The organism is Leifsonia sp. NPDC058194, from assembly GCF_042883605.1.
In the GTDB taxonomy this organism is placed as follows: domain Bacteria; phylum Actinomycetota; class Actinomycetes; order Actinomycetales; family Microbacteriaceae; genus Leifsonia.
Window position 1 is genome coordinate 714,131 of record NZ_JBHVVL010000001.1, and the last position, 15,625, is coordinate 729,755.

Sequence of the window (15,625 nt, forward strand, 5' to 3'; positions counted from 1 at the left end):
GGCGCCGGGTGGCGACCGGACGCGGAGTAGCCTGGCCGTCATGAGCCTGACGGTGCAGAACGAGCCCGACGAGTCGCGATACGCGCTCTACAAGGACGGCGAGCGCATCGGCGTCGCCGAGTACGACCTCCGAGACGACGCGATCGTGTTCACGCACACCGAGGTCGACCCCGAGAAGCGGGAGAAGGGGATGGCGTCGACGCTCGTCCAGACCGCCCTCGACGACGTGCGCGACAACTCCGAGCGTCGCGTCGTCGCCTCATGCCCCTACGTGCGGAGCTGGATCAGCGAGCATCCCGAGTACGCCGCCCTGCAACGGCGGTAGCCCGGCCGTCGTCGGTGACCGCGCGCCCCTCGGCGCGCTGGCCGTTGCCCTGGGAGCCGACGTCGATCGTGATCTTGCCGCCCTCCCAGACGCCCTTGTCGCCGTCGCCGGGGAGCGGGGCGGGGGCCGGCAGGATGGACTGCCGGTCGAGCTCCTGCTGGGCCTCGTGGCGGGTGGGGGCGAAGATCTCGTCGAACGAGCCGCCGATGGCGCCGCTCATCGTTCCGGAGCCGCGCTGCGCCTTGTTGGAGAGGTCGATCCAGCCGAGCCTGACGGCCACGACGATCACCACGACGAACGCCACGACGACGCCCACGACCCACCAATTCACCCCTCGATGGTACCGGAGGGTCGCCGGACGCCCTGTGGACGCACAGGAAGCACCAAGGGTGCGCCGCTCTGCGGATGCGGGATGACATCCACGGGATACGCGTAGACGTCGGCCACCCGCTCGGCCGTCAGGACCTCGTCGGGTGGCCCGTCGGCGACCACGCGCCCGTCGCTCAGGAGCACCACGCGGTCGGCGTAGGCGGCGGCGAGGTTGAGGTCATGCAGCACCGCGAGGACGGCGGACCCGGCCCGGGCGAGCTCGGCCGCGAGCGTGAGGACCTGCTCCTGGTGACCGAGGTCGAGCGCGTCGGTCGGTTCGTCGAGAAGCACGATCGGGCAGCGCTGGGCGAGCACCCGCGCGAGCGAGACCCGGGCGAGCTCTCCGCCGGAGAGGGTGGTGACGTCCCGGTCGGCCAGGTGGGCGGTCGACGTGCGCTCGAGCGCGTCGGCGACGATGGCCTCGTCGTCGTCGCTCTGCGGGGTGCGCGCCCACGGCATCCGCCCCATCGCGACGACTTCGCGGACGGGATACGAGAACGAGACGCCCTTCTGCTGCAGGAGCACGGCGCGCAGCCGGCCGAGTTCGGCGGCCTTCATGCGGTGCGCTTCCCGGCCGTCGACGAGCGCGGTGCCGCTGTCCGGCACGGTGTCGCCGGCGAGTACTCCGAGCGCGGTGGACTTGCCGGCTCCGTTGGGGCCGATGAGGGCGACGAGCTCGCCCGCTCGCACGGCGAGGTCGACGCCGTCGAGGATGCGGCGGCCGGCGATCGTCACGCCGACGCCCCGCAGCTCGGCCCCGACCGGGGTGGCCGTCGCGGCGGTCATGCGCTCTCTCCCGAGGCCACGGTGCGGCGCAGCAGGATGAAGAAGACGGGGCCTCCGACGAGGGCCGTGAACATCCCGATCGGGAGGTCGGCAAACGGGATGGCCGTGCGCGCGACGACATCGGCGATGGAGATCAGCAGGGCTCCGCCCAGGGCGCTCGCCGGCAGCAGGGCGCCGTGCCCCGGTCCGATCAGGAGGCGCAGAAGGTGCGGCACGATGAGGCCGACGAAGGCGATGATCCCGGCGAACGACACGGCGACCGCGGTCAGCAGGGCCACCAGGAGGATCGAGATCAGCCGGACGCGCTCGACCGGCACACCGAGGTGGCGGGCGCTGCGATCGCCGAGCGCCAGCGCATCCAGCCGGCGCGACATCAGGCAGGCGCAGACGACGCCGACGATCAGGAGCGGGAGCGTCACGCTCACGGCGGACCAGGTCGCGCCGTTGAGGGAGCCGAGCTGCCAGAACATGATCTGCTCGCGGCTGGCCGTGTCGGCGAGGAAGACGAAGAGCGCGATCACCGCGTTGGCGATCGCGTTCACCGCGATGCCGGTGAGCACGAGCATCAGAACGCGGGTGCGGCCGCGCGCACGCGCGAGCACGTACACGAGGACCGTCGTGATCACCCCCGAGATGAACGCGGCCGCCGGGACGGTGGCGGCGCCGAACGTCTGCAGGCCGAAGACGATCGCGGCGCACGCTCCGACCGCGGCGCCGGCCGAGACGCCGACCACGGCGGGTTCGGCGAGCGGGTTGGCGAACACGCCCTGCATGAGCGCCCCCGCGACGCCGAGGGCCGCACCCACGACGAGACCGAGGACGATGCGCGGGAAGCGCACGTTCCACAGGGCCCCGTCGGCGTACGCGTCGGCCGGGGCGGTGGGCGCGAGCCCCAGCCTCCGGGCGAACGAGGCGAAGATCTCGGCCGGTGAGAGCGAGAACTGCCCGAGCGCCGACGAGGTCAGCACGACCGCCAGCAGCAGCACGATCATCGAGCCGATGACGAGCGTGCGCCGACCCCGTGCCCGGGTCACGGCCGCGACGGCGGGCCGGTCGGCGCGGGAGGCGCGACCGGGGCGACCTGCGCGACCGGCCCGTTCCGTCCGGGTGGCGTGGGCGGTCATCCCGTCGCCTCGGGCCGGTACAGCGCGTCGGCCAGCGAACGCAGCACCGCGGGGGTGGTCGGGCCGAAGGAGAGGATCTGCCCGTCGGACATGTCGACGATGCGCCGGTGCTGACCGGCGAGCGTGTCCGCGACGCCCGGTCGCTTCAGCAGGCCGTCGACGCCGCCGGTCGACTCCAGCCCGTCGGTCATCATCAGGAAGACGTCGGGATTGGTCGCCAGCAGAGCCTCGCTGTTCGCGGGTTTCGCGCCGGTGATGCCCGCCGCCGAGGCGACGTCCACCGCGCCGACGCCCGAGATCAGATCGTCGGCGCCCATCCCCTTGCCGAAAAGGAAGAAGACGCCGGCCGTGCCGCGGACGTACAGGAAGGCGACGCGCAGCTTGTCGGCGTCGGACGCCGGGGCGAGCTTCGCGATGTCGGCCTTCGCCGTCGCCAGCTCGGCGTCGGTCCGCTTCACCAGCGCGTCGCCGACCGCGTCGAGGCCGACCGCGTGCGCGACCGCCTTCGTCTGCGCGCCGATCGTGGCGACGCTGCGCTTCGGGTCGAAGAACACGACCGGGACTCCGGAGGCGCGCAGCTGATCCTGCACCTCGCGCGGGCCGAGCGTCGTGTCCGTCAGCACGAGCGTGGGGCGCAGGGCGAGGATCGCCTCGCCGTTCAGCTCGTGGCCGTTCTGGGTCACGAGCGGCAGGTCCTTCATCACGTCGAGCGTGTTGGAGGAGCCGCGCCCGACAAGCTTGTCGCCGAGTCCGAGGCCGACGACGGTCTCGGCGAGCGTGCCGTAGATGTCGAGGGCGAGGATGCGGCTGGTGTCGGTGATCGTCACCGACGTGCCGGTCGCGTCCGTGACGGTGACCGGCAGCTTCGGCTTCGGGCTCTTCTCGACGGGCTCGATCTGCGCGATCGAGGCCGCGGTCGAGGGGCCGGTGATGGTTCGCGGATCGGGCAGCGCCTCGCCCGTGGTGGTCGCGGAGGCCGTCGGGCTCGCGCTCGACGGCTTGGCGGCGGGCGCACCGGCCGCACAGCCGGTCAGGACCGCCACGAGAGCAGCGACGGCGACGGCACGGGAGGCGCGCCGCCGCAGGGTGCGGGAACGCCCATGGGCGGCGCCGGAAGCGCCGCCCATGGTCGAGGTGTCGCGGACGATCACGCAGCCTCCACGTCCGCACGCGCTGCCCGGCGGCGCACGACCGCCACCGCGGCGATGCCCGCGAGGATCAGCAGCCCGCCGAGCAGCGGAACCGGGCCGGACCCGGTGCTGCCGGTCGAGGCGAGACCCGAGGTGGTGGTGCTGTCGCACTCCACCTCGGCGCCCAGCGGGAACCGGAACGAGATCGGGTCGAGCGCGTCGCCGGCCTTGTAGAAGCCGGCGAACGCCTGAGCGCCGTCCGCGGTCAGCGCGGTGGCCGCGCCGTCCACCGCGAAGGCCGAACCGGAGGCCGTTCCGCCGCCGAGCGCGATCGTCGCGAACGAGACGCCCGAGTAGTCGCTCGGCTTGCCGCCCATGTCGGTCGAGTGGACGTCCGCGATGAGCGTGGCCTGCGTCGGGCTGGTCACCCGGATCGCGAGGTTCGAGAGCACCAGGTTCAGCACCCCGTCGTGTCCCGTGAACGAGACCGAGCCGGAGTACCGCACGAGACCGCGGGTCTCATCCGGGTTGAAGGTGCCCGTGCCGCCGGTCCAGCCGTACTGGCCGCCGGAGTAGGTGACGCCGGCGAGGGTCCACGAGCCGTTCGCGATGCCGCCGCTGATGTAGTTGCGGAAGCTCGTCTTCACGCCCCAGTCGAGGCTCGCGTCGCCCACGGCGCGCGCCACGCAGGTCGGCTGCGCCGCGGCCACGGGGGCCGGGGCCTCCGGGGTGACGACGGCCGCGGGGACGATGACGACGTTCGTGGGAGGCGAGACAACCGGCGTGAACAGGCTGAGGTCATCCGGGGTGAAGCTGGCCGTGAAGGCGTGCGTGCCGGACGTCAGTCCGGGCACGCGTGCCGACACCGACGACGAGCTCGCGGCGAGGGCGGCGAAGGCCGCGACTCGGGCGACCGGCGCAGGCAGGTCGGGGACCAGGCGCAGGTTGCTGGCGACGACCGTGCCGTTGTCCCGGATGGTGATGGTGCCGTCCGCTGCCGGGGTGACCCGCACGGTGACGTCGACCGGGTCGCCGGCGTTGCCGGTGCTGCTCGATGTGGAGACCGCGATGGTCGGGGTGACAGCGGTGCCCGCCGGGGCGTAGCCCACGGCCGTGATGGTGTTCTGCGACGGGTCCGCGAAGCCCTGACCGTGCGCCTTCGACGTGTAGATCGCGTAGGCGGGTGTCGTCGTGCTGGGCGCGGGCACGGTGATCGTGACCGAGAAGGTGCCGTCGGCGTTCATCGGGGCGGTACGCGCGGTGCCCGTGGGGACCGAGGTGTTCCCGACCGCGATCCAGACCGTCTCGGTCGGGATGAGGTCGGCCGCGCCGGCGTAGAAGCCGGCGAGGCCCGCCGGGCCGAGCGCCAGGTAGACGCCGGGGGCCGAGGTCGCGAAGCCGCTGCCCGTGACGGTGATCGCACCGCCGCCGGCCGGGACCTGCGGGACGTTCACGGTCGGGACGCCCGCGGCGTTCACCGTGACGCTCGTCGCCGGGGAGGTGGCCGGGGCGGCCACCGTCGCGTCGGTCGGCGTGAAGACCGCGGTGACGGCGTGGGCGCCCACCGCGAGCGAACTTGTCGCCAGCGAGGCGGTTCCGGCGGTGGCCGTGCTGGAGCCGAGCGACGTCGCGCCGTCGAAGAACTCGACGGTGCCGGCGGCCGCGGGCGAAACGGTGGCCGTGAAGGTGACCGAGGTGCCCGCCGTGGTGCTGGAGGCGCTGCTCGTCACCGACACCGACGTCTGGGCCGGGGCGGCGAAGACGACCGGCGTGTAGGTGTCCTGGCTGCGGTCGGTCGAGCCGTGCGCGGCGAACGTGAAGACGCCGCACTCGACAGCGGCGCAGTCGACGGAGACACCGTTGGAGGTGAACACGCGCTTGAGACCGGAGAGCGCGATCGTGAACGACCCGTCGGCGTTGATCTTCGCTCCGTACGTGCCGGCCGAGGTGGCCCACTTGACGCCCTGGTAGTAGTTCGCCTTCACGAACCAGTCCGCGTTGTCCTTCGCGGACTTCGGGCCGACGCCGATGTAGAAGCCGTTGCCTGCGGTGGCGAAGCCGGTGCCGCTGACCGTGACCGAGCCGGCGGCCGGGTCGATCCCGGTGGTCGGGCTGACGACGACGGCGGGCGTGGCGACGGCGGTCACCGTGACGGTCGTCGCGGCGGCGGTCGACGGTGCTGCGACGGTCGCGTCGGCCGGCGTGAAGGTCGCAGTGATGTCGTGCGTCCCGACGGCGAGCGAGCTGGTCTCGAGCGTGGCCGTGGTGCCCGTCGTGATCGCGGACGTGCCGAGCGAGGTGGTGCCGTCGAAGAACTCGACGGAGCCGACGGCGGCCGGAGAGACCGTCGCCGTCAGGGTCACCGCGGTGCCGGTGACGACGGAGGCGGCGCTGCTCGCGACCGAGAGCGTGGTCGTCTTCGGGGCGGCGAACGCGATCGGCGTGTAGGTGTCCTGGCTGCGGTCGGTCGAGCCGTGCGCGGCGAAGGTGAAGACGCCGCACTCGACGGCGGCGCAGTCGACGGAGACGCCGTTGGAGGTGAAGACCCGCTTGAGTCCGGAGAGCGCGATGGAGATCGAGCCGTCGGCGTTGATCTTGGCGCCGTAGGTGCCGGCCGTGGTGGCCCACTTGACGCCCTGGTAGTAGTTCGCCTTCACGAACCAGTCCGCGTTGTCCTTGGCGGACCTCGGGCCGACGCCGACGTAGAAGCCGGTGCCCGTGGTCGAGAACCCGGTGCCGTTCACCGTCAGGGTGCCCGCGGCCGGGTCGATCCCGGTCGTCGGCGCGACGGTGACGGACGGACCGGTCGGCTGGGGAGCGGCGGTGACCGTCACGGTCGTCGACGGCGACGTCGATCCGGAGTAGGCGGCGGTGTCGCTCGGCGCGAAGGTCGCGGTGATGCCGTGCGCGCCGACGGCGAGCGTGCTGGTGGTGATCGCCGCGGAACCGTCCGACACGGACTGCGTGCCCAGCGTGGTCGAGCCCTCCGCGAAGGTGACGGTTCCGGCAGCCTCAGCCGGCGAGACGGTCGCGGTCAGAGTGACGGTCGCACCCTCCTGAACGCTGGCGGCATCGCTGGTCAGGGTGACGGACGTGTTCGTCGGCTCGGGAGCCGCGTAGGTGAGCGCCGTGATCGAGTTCTGCGACGGGTCGGCGAAACCCTGTCCGTGCGCCTTCGAGGTGTAGATCGCGTAGGCGGGAGTCTCGGCGGTGGCGGCGGGCACGGTCAACGAGACCGTGAACGACCCGTCCTGCGCCATCGGCTCCTGGCGCGCGGTGCCCGAGGAGACCTGCTCGTTGCCGGGTGCGATCCAGACGGTCTCGGTCGGCAGGAGGCTCGAGGCGCCCTGGTAGAACCCGCCCAGACCGGCCGGCCCCACGGCCAGGTAGATGCCCGGGGCGGTGGCGGCGAAGCCGCTGCCGGTCACCGTGATCGTGCCGCCGGCCGCGGGGACCGCGGGAGCCGAGACGGCGGGGCCCGCGGCCATCGCGGGTGCGGCGCCGATGGCGCTCAGACCGGCGGCGGCGAGGAGGGTCGCGAGGGCTGCGGCGAGGACGCGGCGCGCGCGGTGCGGCGCGCGCCTCTCGGGATCTGGGGCTGTCGAAGCATTTCGGGACGCTGTCATGGCACTCCTGGCAGCGGTCGGCACGGGCCGATCCGCAGCGATCTCTGGGGGTGAGGTTTAGGTAAGGCTCAGCTAACTAAGCCTTGGCTAACCTAACAGACCTCTCAGCCCCCGACGCAAGTGGGCCACAAGAAAAAACCCGTATGCCGCGAACGGCATACGGGCTCCCCGCTCGCTCGGCGACCGCTACGGCACGCGGTACAGCCACTCGTCGGTGCCGAATTTGTCCACGACGAGGCGCTCCGCCTCCGCGTACTCCTCGTCGGTGAGGCCACCCTCCGTCGCGCCGTACAGGCTGGTGAAGGTCTGCTTCATCCGGTCGATGATCTCGGCCCGGCTGAGGCCCGTCTGGCTGCGCAGCGGGTCGACGCGCTTCGCGGCGCTCGTGATGCCCTTGTCGCTGATCTTCTCGCGGCCGATGCGGAGCACCTCCGTCATCTTCTGGCCGTCCATGTCGTAGCTCATGGTCACGTGATGCAGCACCGCACCCGATCCCAGGCGCTTCTGCGCGGCGCCGCCGATCTTGCCGGTGGGGCTGGTGATGTCGTTGAGCGGCTGATAGACCGCGTCGATGCCGAGCGACTTCAGCGCGACGATCGCCCACTCGTCGAGGAACGCGTAGCTGTCGGCGAAGCTCATCCCCTGCACGAGGTCCGCGGGAGCGTAGATCGAGTAGGTGACGACGGAGCCGGCCTCCATGAACATCGCGCCTCCGCCGGTGATCCGGCGGACGACCTGGATGCCGTACTTCTCGGCGTTCACCGGGTCGACCTCGTTCTTGACCGACTGGAAGCTGCCGATGACCACGGCCGGCTCGTCCCACTCCCAGATGCGCAGGGTCGGGCCGCGGCGACCGTCGCCGACCTCGTTCGTGAGCACTTCGTCCAGAGCGAGATGCATCAGCGGCGAGACGGCCTTGGCGTGCACGATCTCCCACGGGTAGTCGCGCCAGCTCGTCGCCTTGGCGAGCGCGCGGCGGATCGCGACGGCGACCGCGTCCGGCGAGAAGCCGAGCAGGATGGCGCCGTCGGGCAGCGCCTCCTTGACCGTGGCGGCGATCGTCTTGGCATCGGATTCGGCCGGGAGGCCGTTCACCGCCGCGTCGATCGCCTCCAGCGCCGTGTCGGGCTCGAGGAAGAAGTCTCCGGCGAGGCGGAAGCCGTCGATACGGCCGTCGACGACCTCCAGGTCGACCACCACGAGCTTCCCGCCCGGAACCTTGTACTCACCATGCATGCCCCCAGCCTAATTCCGCGAGGGTCGCGCGCGTCGAGTGGTCGAATAGTCCGCCGCCTCGGCTGATTTAAGTGCACTTTGCGCCGCCTCAGCCGCGGGGCTAGACGCGGGAGGGGAGGCGGGTGTCGAGCCAGGAGGTCAGGTCGGCGATGACCTCGGCGCGGTTGGTCTCGTTGTAGATCTCGTGGCGGGCGCCGGGGTAGACGATCGTCGTGACGTCCGTGAGGCCGGAGCGTTCGCGGTAGGCGCGCTCCAGCTTGCGCGCCGATGCCTCCCCACCGAGCGGGTCGTCGCCGCCGACCTGGATGAGCAGCGGGAGGTCGCGGGCGAGGTGCCGCGCCGGCCGGCCGAGCAGCCGCGCGGCGTCCGCCAGCCCGAACAGCTCCTGCAGCGGTGTCAGCGTGGTGAGCGGGTCGTCCACGAACTCCTGCGCGACGCGTGGGTCGCGGCTCAGCCACTCGGCGCCGGTCGTGCCGAGATGCGCGTGCTTCTTGTTGAGGTCGCCGCTGTTCATCGAGCCCACCATCCGGTACGCCGTGCCCGAGAGCACCGCCGCGTCGTACTCGTCGCTGTGGCGGTTCAGGAGGATCTGGCCGATCAGCGAGCCCCAGCTGTGCCCGAGGTACACCAGCGGCAGCCCGGCGTTCTCGGCGCGGATCAGCCGGCTGAAGGCGCGCACGTCGCGCACCGCGGCGCGCAGCCCGCCCGGCCCGAGCCGCCCGATCTTGGAGGCGTCGCCGCCCCACTGCTCCATGCCCGTGCGCCCGTGGCCGCGGTGGTCGTCGGCGTAGACGGCGTACCCCTCGCCCGTCAGGTGCTCGGCGAGGGCCCGGTAGCGGGCGGCATGCTCCCCCACCCCGTGCGCGATCTGCACGACGGCGCGCGCGGTGCCGCGGGCCGGGTACACGTCGTAGTGGATCCGGATGCCGTCGTCGTCGGTGAAGGTCGTCACGGGCCCATTCTGCTGTACGCGCAGAGCGGACGGGATTTGTTTAGCAAGCCTAAATTGCTAGGCTAAGTATTCATGGCCTCCTCCCGTCTCTCGACGCACGATCTCAGCAGCGCGCTGCGGATCTCCGTCGCACGCCTCTCGCGCCGCCTGCGCGCGGAGAAGGAGGACGACGAGCTCAGCGACTCCCAGACCTCCACGCTGGCCTTCCTGGTGCGCGAGGGATCCGGCACGATCGGACGGCTGAGCGAGCACGAGCGTGTGAAGCCCCCTTCGATGAACCGCATCGTCAACCACCTCGAGCAGGCCGGCTACGTCGAGCGCACCGCCGACGCCGAGGACGGCCGCAAGGTCGTCGTGGTGCCGACCGATGCGGGCCGCGGACTGATCGCCGAGACACGGCGGCGCCGCGATGCGTGGCTGCACCTGCGCCTGCGCGCCCTCTCGCCCGAGCAGCGCGCAGTGCTCGCCGAGGCCGCGACGATCATGCGGGAGGTCGCCGACTCGTGAGCGCGATGTTCCGTTCGCTCGCCGGCGTCAACTACCGCATCTGGGCGGCCGGCGCCCTGGTCTCCAACGTCGGCACGTGGATGCAGCGCACCGCGCAGGACTGGATCGTCCTCACCCAGCTGACCCACAACAACGCCGCCGCGGTCGGATTCGTCATGGCGCTGCAGTTCGGCCCGCAGCTGCTCCTGCTGCCGGTGACGGGATGGGCGGCCGACCATCTCGACCGTCGCAAGCTGCTCATGGCCACGCAGGGGGCGATGGGCGTGCTGGGCCTCGGGCTCGGCCTCCTGACCGTCACCGGCGTCGTCGAGCTCTGGCACGTCTACGTGTTCGCCCTCCTGCTCGGAGTCGTGGCGGCGTTCGACGCTCCGGCGCGGCAGACGTTCGTCTCCGAGCTGGTGACAGGCCCGAACCTCTCCAACGCGGTCGCCCTCAACTCCGCATCCTTCAACGCGGCGCGCCTCCTCGGTCCGGCCGTCGCCGGCCTGCTGACCGCGGCCGTCGGCGCCGGGTGGGTCTTCCTGATCAATGCGGCGACCTTCGGCGCGGTGCTGATCTCGCTGATGACCCTGCGCCGCGAGCAGCTCTACCGCACCGAGCGGGCCAAGCGGACGCGCGGCGGCCTCGTCGAGGGATTCCGCTACGTGCGCCGGCGCCCCGACATCATGGTCATCCTCATCATGGTGTTCCTCATCGGCACGTTCGGCCTGAACTTCCCGATCTTCATCTCGACGATGTCGGTGACCGTCTTCCATCAAGGGGCCGGCGAGTACGGGCTCCTGTCGTCGGTCATGGCGATCGGCTCGGTGGTGGGCGCCCTGCTCTCGGCGCGCCGGGAGCGACCGCGCGTCGCACTGCTCTTCGTCGGAGCTGCGCTGTTCGGCGCGGGGTGCACCATCGCCGCCGTCATGCCGACGTACTGGCTGTTCGCGATCGCGCTCATCCTCGTCGGGGTCTCGTCCCAGACCCTGATGACCACCGCGAACGGCACCGTGCAGATGACGACCGATCCCGTCCTGCGCGGCCGCGTCATGGCCATCTACATGGCGATCTTCATGGGCGGCACCCCGGTCGGCGCTCCGATCGTCGGCTGGGTGGCCGACACCTTCGGCCCGCGCTGGGCGATGGGGGTCGGCGGCGCGAGCGGGTTCGCCGCCGCCCTGGTCGGCGTCTTCTACCTGGTGAAGTACCGCGGCCTCCGCGTGCGGTTCAGCGGGATGCGCCCGCGCGTCACCGTGAACGCGCGCGAAGAGGTGCGCGAAGAGCTCGCCGACACCGAGGCCACGGCCACCCGCACCTCCTGAGCGGACGTCACGGGCGCAGCGGATAGTCCTCGATGCGCCATTCGTCGTGCCAGTCGATGACGGGCCGGTCGCCGTCGAAGCGGATGGGCAGCCAGACGTAGTCGGCGACGGAGGTGTCGACGTCGAGGAACTCGAGCTCCCGCGCGTCCCCCTCAGGCGCGAACATCCGGTCGAACTCGGCGACGCGGTTCGACTCCTCCGGCGGCAGCCCCGGAATCCATCGATCGGCCACGGCGATCAGGAGGTCGCGTTCGGGATGCCGGAAGACGCTGCTGATCTGCGAGCGGAACGACGTGCCGTGCGGGTCTCCCGGGTGCGGGTCCCCGAGCACCGTCCAGGGACCGTGCGGATCGTCGGCGACGGCGGCCTCCGACGGATTCGGGAAGTACCAGGTCGTTCCCGAGGTGATCAGATAGTGCCTTCCGTCGTGCTCGAAATGCGCAGGAGCCTCCCGGACGAACGGCGGCCGCTCCCGCGGGAAGTGGGAGGTGTGCCGCTCCGCGACGCCCGTGTAGTCGTCGGTCAGGTCGGCGCAGACCAGTTCCGTGTGGACGCGATCGAAGTAGTAGTGGGCCGCTCCGGTCTCCGGGTCGATGGCGATGTCGAAGTCTCCCGCGTTCATCCCGTACGGCCGGAAGTCCTGCTGCGCGATCGCGTACGGCCCGAGGAACCGGTCGGCCACCAGCGTCGTCGTGAGCTGGGTGTCGCCGCCTCCCATGACCTTGATCCAGCAGACGTACTTCCCCGTCGCCGCGTTGCGGACGATGTGCGGGCGGTCCAGCTGCCGTTCCGGGTGCAGCGGCGAGCTCGGGTCGTCCGTATCGGGCGGGACGATCAGCCCGAGGTCGGTCCAGTCGTAGAGGTCCGTCGACGAGTAGCAGCGGATCCCCCAGTGCCAGATGCCGCTGCCCGGCGTCGTGCGCTCCTTGTTCTCGCCGTACCAGTAGTAGACGCCGTCTTCGAAGAACAGGGATCCCCCGTGCGCCTGGATGCGCTCGCCCGCCGTGTCGAGCCACACCTCGCCGGGCGTGATGGCCGCCTTCACCCCTGTCAGCCCTTCACCGAGCCGGCGGCGAGGCCCTTCATCACCCGCTGGTTGAGGAAGAGGTAGAGCAGAAGCGTGCCGAAGATACTGACGCAGATCGCGGCGAACAGGGGGCCGTACTGGATCGCGCCGTACTGGCCGGTGAAGTTCAGCAGGCCGACCTGGATGGTGCGCAGGTCCTCGCTGTTGGTGAAGGTCAGCGCGATCAGCAGGTCGTTCCACAGGAAGAAGAACTGCACGAGCCCGACGGTCAGGATCGCGTTGCGCACGATCGGGACGCCGATGGACCAGAACTGGCGGAAGACCCCGGCCCCGTCGATGGTGGCGGCCTCGAACATCTCGCGCGGCACCGCACGGAAGTACGTCGCGATCATGAACACCGTCAGCGGGAGCCCCGAGGCGGCGTAGGTGATGATCAGCGGCCACAGCGTGCCGGTCAGGTGCAGGTTGAAGTAGATCGAGAACAGCGGCAGCAGGACCATCTGCCCCGGCACCATGATGCCGGCGAGGAAGAGCAGCAGGATGGGCTTGCGCCCCTTCCAGACCAGCACCTCGAGCGCGAACGCCGCCGCGACGCCCAGCACCAGGGTGATGGCGAGCGCGGGGAAGACGGTGAGGACGCTGTTCAGGATGTACCGGCCGAGGTTTCCGGTCGTGAACGCGCTGATGTAGTTGTCGAAGTTCCAGTTGGTCGGCAGCGCCCAGAACGGCTGGCTGAGGAACTCGGGCTGGGTCTTGAACGAGCCGAGCAGGATCCACACCAGCGGATAGATCTCGACGACCAGCAGGATGCCGACCAGGATCAGGACGGGCAGCCGGCGCAGGAAGCGTGCTGCCGAGCCCGCGCGCTTCTCGGCGGGCCGCTTGAAGGAGATGTCGCGGTCGAGTTCGTCGGTGACGGCGGTCATGGGTCAGCCCTTCGTCAGGTCGCGCTGCGAGCCGCGGAAGATGAACACGGTCACGATGAGGCACAGGATGGTCAGCATCAGCGCGATGGTGCTGCCGTACCCGTAGTCGCCGTACGTGAACGAGGTCTGGAACATGTAGAGGGTCAACGGCGTCGTGGCGTTGCCCGGGCCTCCGTTCGTCAGGGCGACGACGGAGTCGAAGACTTTGAGTGTGCCGTTGATGCTGAAGATCGCGGAGGAGAGCAGGACGGGCGCGGACAGCGGCAGGATGATGTTGCGCACGAGCTTCCAGCCGCCCGCGCCGTCGAGACGGGCCGATTCGATCAGCTCGTCCGGGATGTCGACCAGGCCGGCGTAGAGAAGCACGGCGTAGAAGCCCATCGACCGCCAGATGTCCATCAGGATCAGGACCCAGAACGCACCGGTCGGCTGCCCGAGGAAGTCGGTGCCCGCGCCGCCGAAGAGCTGCACCAGCGCGTTCGCCGGGCCGGCCTGGGGCGTCAGCTGGAACATCTGCTGGAAGAGCAGGGAGACGGCGACGGTCGGGAGCACGACGGGGAAGAACACGACCGTGCGCACGAAGCTCGACGCCTTGCGCAGGAAGAAGACGTACATCAGCGACAGCAGGTACCCGATGGCGACCTGGCCGATGGTCACCACGATCGCGTACTTCAGGGTGAAGCCGAGGGCGTTCCAGGCGTTCGGATCGGTGAAGAAGTTCTGGAAGTTCTTCAGGCCGGCGAAGGTGAAGCCCTGGATGAGGCCGCCCGAGAAGAACGTGTAGCCGAACGACCACACGATCGGGATCAGGGTGATCGCCGTGTAGACGAAGAGGGCGGGCCCCACCAGCAGGAGGGCGGTGCGTCTGCTTCCGAGCACGGAGTTCATGACGGTGCTTTCTGGTCGGGGGCGGGGGTGCGGCCGGAGCCGGACGCACCCCCGCTGGACTTCTGGATCGGCGGGTCGTTACTGACCGAGAGCGGTCTGGACCTGCTGCATGAAGTCCGCGCCGGAGAGCGAACCGTTTCCGAGCGAGCCGCCGTTGGTCTGGCTGGCGGTGGTGGCCTTGGAGCTGAAGAGCGCCTCGAACCAGAGGACGGCGGACTTCGAGTTCGTGATCGTGTCCTGGACGCCCTTCGTCAGGGCGGAGACGTCGGAGTGGTCCTTGCTGAGCTTGAAGCCGGAGACGACGCCCGACTTGCTGAGCACCTCGTCGCCGTAGTTCTGGGCGATGCACTTCAGCCAGGCGGCGGAGCCGTCGTTGTAGGCGGCCTTGCTCATCATGAGCGGCTGCCCGACGTTGGCCGGCGTCTGGTCGATGCTGCCCTTGCCGCCCGAGACGGCCGGGAACGGCATGAACCCGATGTTGTCGGCGCCGATCTGGTTCTGCGTCTTGTCGTTGAAGTTGGAGACGATCCACGACCCCATGTAGAACATCGCGGCCTTGCCGGTGAGGAACTGGTTCGTCGCACCGTTGTAGTCGGTGGAGGCCACTCCCGCGCCGAACGCGCCGGACTTGCCGAGCTTGGAGACCTCGTCGGCCGCCTTCACGTAGTCGGCGTCGGTCAGCTTGGCCTTGCCGTCGGCGACGGCCTGCATCGCGTCGGGACCGAGGTCGCGGAAGATGTACGCACCCACGAGGCGGGTGATCGGCCAGCCGTCCTTGCCGTCTCCGGCGAAGGGCTGGATGCCCTTGGCGAGCAGCTTGTCGCTCGCCGCGGTCAGCTCGTCCCACGTGCCCGGGACGTCGATCCCGTTGTCCGTGAAGATCTTCTTGTTGTACCAGATGCCTTCGATGTTGAGCTCGTTGGGCAGGGCGTAGAGGTCCTTCTCGCCGTAGAGCTTCTGCATGGTGGAGGCGGCGACGGGCAGGATCTGGTCTTCGAGGCCGGCCTTCTTGAGCTCGGTCGAGATGTCGACGAGCTTGTCGCCCGTGATGAACTGCTTCGCCAGCGCGGGGGTGCCGACGCCGACGAACAGGCTCGGGAGCGCGTTCTGGCCGGCGAGCAGCTGGAGCTTCTGGTCGTGCTGCGTCTGGTCGTCGGCGTCCGTCTTGATCGGCGCCGCCTTCTGGGCGGCGTCGCACGTGCCGGTGCTGAGCGCCTTGAGCGTGTCGTTCGGGGTGGTGTTGCTGGTGAGGCCGAGGGTCGTGAAGTTGCCTCCGCTGCTGCTGCCTCCTCCGCCTCCCGTGCCCGAGCACGCGGTCAGAGCGAGTGCTCCGGCGGCGAGGACGGCGCCGATGACGGCGATGCGCCGGTGGCGTCGATGTGCTGTGATCACTTTTCCTCCTTGAAAAGGGTCGCGTCCGGAGTC

At 70.4% G+C, this 15,625-nt stretch carries 14 protein-coding genes; 3 read left to right on the top strand and 11 right to left on the bottom strand.

Going from position 1 to position 15,625, the window contains the following annotated elements; genetic code table 11:
* Positions 1–40: 40 nt before the first annotated feature.
* On the top strand, positions 41–325 hold the full coding sequence (locus tag ACFVU2_RS03385; RefSeq protein WP_387870990.1) for a GNAT family N-acetyltransferase: 285 nt from the start codon (positions 41–43) through the stop codon (positions 323–325).
* Here the strand turns inward: ACFVU2_RS03385 and ACFVU2_RS03390 are convergent.
* The 7 genes from ACFVU2_RS03390 to ACFVU2_RS03420 all read right to left on the bottom strand — a co-directional run bounded on the left by ACFVU2_RS03390 (position 285) and on the right by ACFVU2_RS03420 (position 9,548).
* The gene (locus tag ACFVU2_RS03390) at positions 285–656 is read right to left on the bottom strand and encodes a hypothetical protein (RefSeq protein WP_387870993.1); all 372 of its coding nucleotides are present in this window, start codon (positions 654–656) and stop codon (positions 285–287) included. The two genes, ACFVU2_RS03385 and ACFVU2_RS03390, sit on opposite strands and share 41 nt — an antisense overlap.
* Positions 653–1,480 (bottom strand): heme ABC transporter ATP-binding protein, encoded by an 828-nt coding sequence (locus tag ACFVU2_RS03395; protein WP_387870996.1) that lies wholly within the window; start codon positions 1,478–1,480, stop codon positions 653–655. Before ACFVU2_RS03395 ends, ACFVU2_RS03390 begins: the two co-directional genes overlap by 4 nt.
* Entirely contained in the window at positions 1,477–2,604 is a 1,128-nt protein-coding gene (locus ACFVU2_RS03400) for a FecCD family ABC transporter permease (RefSeq protein ID WP_387870999.1), read from the bottom strand. Before ACFVU2_RS03400 ends, ACFVU2_RS03395 begins: the two co-directional genes overlap by 4 nt.
* On the bottom strand, positions 2,601–3,755 hold the full coding sequence (locus ACFVU2_RS03405) for an ABC transporter substrate-binding protein (protein WP_387871002.1): 1,155 nt from the start codon (positions 3,753–3,755) through the stop codon (positions 2,601–2,603). The genes ACFVU2_RS03400 and ACFVU2_RS03405 overlap by 4 nt, the downstream gene beginning before the upstream one ends.
* Positions 3,752–7,360 carry an HtaA domain-containing protein gene (locus tag ACFVU2_RS03410; RefSeq protein WP_387871005.1) on the bottom strand — a complete coding sequence of 1,203 codons (3,609 nt, stop codon included), beginning with the start codon at positions 7,358–7,360 and terminating at the stop codon, positions 3,752–3,754. The genes ACFVU2_RS03405 and ACFVU2_RS03410 overlap by 4 nt, the downstream gene beginning before the upstream one ends.
* A gap of 186 nt (positions 7,361–7,546) precedes the next feature.
* Positions 7,547–8,596, bottom strand: coding sequence for a biotin/lipoate A/B protein ligase family protein (locus ACFVU2_RS03415; protein ID WP_387871007.1), 1,050 nt, complete (start codon positions 8,594–8,596; stop codon positions 7,547–7,549).
* A 100-nt stretch (positions 8,597–8,696) separates the two neighbouring features.
* Positions 8,697–9,548, bottom strand: a complete 852-nt coding sequence (locus tag ACFVU2_RS03420; protein ID WP_387871010.1) for an alpha/beta hydrolase — start codon at positions 9,546–9,548, stop codon at positions 8,697–8,699.
* A gap of 72 nt (positions 9,549–9,620) precedes the next feature.
* On the opposite strand from ACFVU2_RS03420, the gene ACFVU2_RS03425 reads away from it, so the two are divergent.
* Both ACFVU2_RS03425 and ACFVU2_RS03430 read left to right on the top strand, forming a co-directional pair.
* Positions 9,621–10,055 (top strand): MarR family winged helix-turn-helix transcriptional regulator, encoded by a 435-nt coding sequence (locus ACFVU2_RS03425; RefSeq protein ID WP_387871013.1) that lies wholly within the window; start codon positions 9,621–9,623, stop codon positions 10,053–10,055.
* Between the two features lie 5 nt (positions 10,056–10,060).
* Positions 10,061–11,359 carry an MFS transporter gene (locus tag ACFVU2_RS03430; RefSeq protein ID WP_387872382.1) on the top strand — a complete coding sequence of 433 codons (1,299 nt, stop codon included), beginning with the start codon at positions 10,061–10,063 and terminating at the stop codon, positions 11,357–11,359.
* A gap of 7 nt (positions 11,360–11,366) precedes the next feature.
* Here ACFVU2_RS03430 and ACFVU2_RS03435 read toward each other — a convergent pair whose 3' ends face one another.
* The 4 genes from ACFVU2_RS03435 to ACFVU2_RS03450 form a co-directional block, all read right to left on the bottom strand.
* Positions 11,367–12,404, bottom strand: a complete 1,038-nt coding sequence (locus tag ACFVU2_RS03435; protein WP_387871016.1) for a family 43 glycosylhydrolase — start codon at positions 12,402–12,404, stop codon at positions 11,367–11,369.
* Positions 12,405–12,409: 5 nt separating this feature from the next.
* A complete protein-coding gene (locus tag ACFVU2_RS03440; protein ID WP_387871019.1) occupies positions 12,410–13,312 on the bottom strand; it encodes a carbohydrate ABC transporter permease in 903 nt (300 codons plus the stop codon).
* A 3-nt stretch (positions 13,313–13,315) separates the two neighbouring features.
* A complete protein-coding gene (locus ACFVU2_RS03445; protein WP_387871022.1) occupies positions 13,316–14,200 on the bottom strand; it encodes a carbohydrate ABC transporter permease in 885 nt (294 codons plus the stop codon).
* 78 nt (positions 14,201–14,278) lie between these two features.
* Positions 14,279–15,592: an ABC transporter substrate-binding protein gene (locus ACFVU2_RS03450; protein ID WP_387871025.1), complete on the bottom strand. Its 1,314-nt coding sequence runs from the start codon at positions 15,590–15,592 to the stop codon at positions 14,279–14,281.
* Between the last annotated feature and the right edge of the window lie 33 nt (positions 15,593–15,625).

Excerpts from the sequence above, each read along its gene's own strand:
- ACFVU2_RS03385 (WP_387870990.1), top strand. The coding sequence starts at position 41 with ATGAGCCTGACGGTGCAGAACGAGCCCGACGAGTCGCGATACGCGCTC.
- ACFVU2_RS03395 (WP_387870996.1), bottom strand. The coding sequence starts at position 1,480 with ATGACCGCCGCGACGGCCACCCCGGTCGGGGCCGAGCTGCGGGGCGTC.
- ACFVU2_RS03400 (WP_387870999.1), bottom strand. The coding sequence starts at position 2,604 with ATGACCGCCCACGCCACCCGGACGGAACGGGCCGGTCGCGCAGGTCGC.
- ACFVU2_RS03410 (WP_387871005.1), bottom strand. The coding sequence starts at position 7,360 with ATGACAGCGTCCCGAAATGCTTCGACAGCCCCAGATCCCGAGAGGCGC.
- ACFVU2_RS03415 (WP_387871007.1), bottom strand. The coding sequence starts at position 8,596 with ATGCATGGTGAGTACAAGGTTCCGGGCGGGAAGCTCGTGGTGGTCGAC.
- ACFVU2_RS03425 (WP_387871013.1), top strand. The coding sequence starts at position 9,621 with ATGGCCTCCTCCCGTCTCTCGACGCACGATCTCAGCAGCGCGCTGCGG.
- ACFVU2_RS03430 (WP_387872382.1), top strand. The coding sequence starts at position 10,061 with ATGTTCCGTTCGCTCGCCGGCGTCAACTACCGCATCTGGGCGGCCGGC.
- ACFVU2_RS03440 (WP_387871019.1), bottom strand. The coding sequence starts at position 13,312 with ATGACCGCCGTCACCGACGAACTCGACCGCGACATCTCCTTCAAGCGG.
- ACFVU2_RS03445 (WP_387871022.1), bottom strand. The coding sequence starts at position 14,200 with ATGAACTCCGTGCTCGGAAGCAGACGCACCGCCCTCCTGCTGGTGGGG.